1 protein-coding gene is annotated in these 1,477 nt (G+C 40.0%); it reads left to right on the top strand.

Annotation, left to right across the window (positions count from 1 at the left end):
- Positions 1 to 75 precede the first annotated feature (75 nt).
- Positions 76 to 1,296, top strand: a complete 1,221-nt coding sequence (locus C7R92_RS31605) for an IS256 family transposase (protein ID WP_106836870.1) — start codon at positions 76 to 78, stop codon at positions 1,294 to 1,296.
- Positions 1,297 to 1,477 lie beyond the last annotated feature (181 nt).

Genomic DNA, 1,477 nt, shown 5'->3' with positions numbered 1-1,477 from the left:
GAGACTGTAAAATCTTTTGTGTAAACTCCTCAAAACATATATCCTGAATCTATCAGGACGAGGAGGAACATTTAGATGAGCCTACTATCCAAAGAACAAATCAGAAAGCTTATGAAAGAAGGAAAATTACAATCAGCTGAAGATGTCCAAACTATGCTAAAAGGTTTGTTTGCTGATACGCTTCAGGAAATGCTCGAAGCTGAAATGGAAAACAACCTCGGCTATTCTAAGCATGATTACAAGAATAAAAATACCTCAAACAGCCGTAACGGCCGCAGTAAGAAAACGGTTATTTCTCAATACGGAGAAGTAGATCTTCAAATTCCTCGCGACCGTGAGGGCGAATTCGAACCGCAAATCGTAAAGAAACATCAAACTCAGGTTGCTGGAATTGAAGATCAGGTCATCTCTATGTATGCGAAAGGCATGACCACCAGAGATATTCAGGATCACTTGAATCAGCTTTACGGAATCGAGATATCCCCCACCATGATTTCTACAATAACGAATAAGCTTCTCCCTCTCATCAAAGAATGGCAAAATCGCCCACTTCAAGAGGTGTACGCCGTTGTCTTTCTAGATGCTATTCATTTTAAAGTGAAACAGGATGGTCATATCATCAATAAAGCTGCTTATATGGCGATTGGGATTGATCTGGACGGCCAAAAAGACGTACTTGGTATGTGGATTGGAGAAAATGAATCCGCTAAATTTTGGCTATCTGTTCTCAATGAGATGCGTAATAGAGGCGTCAAAGATATTCTAATTATTAGTGTCGATAATCTTTCAGGCTTCTCCGAAGCCATTACCGCTTGCTTTCCTCTTACCGATATTCAAAAGTGCATCGTGCATCAAATTCGTAACTCTGTGAAATTTGTATCCTATAAAGATTTAAAGAAGCTTACGGCTGATCTAAAGCCAATCTATAAAGCTCCAACTGAGGATATGGCACTCCGAGAACTTGATCTCTTCGAAGAAGAGTGGGGCAAGAAATATCCACTCATTATTCAATCTTGGAGAAAAAATTGGAGTGAACTTTCTACCTTTTTTAAATATCCTCCAGAGATGCGAAAACTAATTTATACGACGAATGTCATTGAGAGCTATCATCGGGAATTACGGAAAGTAACGAAATCAAAAAGTATGTTCCCATCCGATGAAGCTTTGCAGAAAATGCTCTATTTGGCTACGATGGATGTTCTCAGAAAATGGACAGGCCGTGTTCAGCATTGGGGGCAAATTCTTGCTCAATTATCGGTGTACTACCATGATCGTATCAAAGATTACATTCGTTAAAAAATCCTTCATTCCCCTGAGAAACCGTACTTTTCTCCAGCAATTTTGTCAAGGGAATGCTACGCCTCGCTGACGCTCGCCCTTGACAAAATTGCTTCCAAAAAGCGTTTTTCCATGTAGGGGAATAAAGGATTAATATTGCCTGGCTCCACAGGGTTTACACAAAACTTTTGACAGACCC

Source organism: Brevibacillus porteri (genome assembly GCF_003013475.1).
GTDB classification, from domain to species: domain Bacteria; phylum Bacillota; class Bacilli; order Brevibacillales; family Brevibacillaceae; genus Brevibacillus; species Brevibacillus porteri.
Note: the sequence above shows the minus strand (reverse complement) of the source record. Positions and strands in the feature narration are given on the sequence as shown.

What these genes read in the sequence shown, in the direction of transcription:
- C7R92_RS31605 (WP_106836870.1), top strand. Translation starts at nt 76, where the DNA reads ATGAGCCTACTATCCAAAGAACAAATCAGAAAGCTTATGAAAGAAGGA.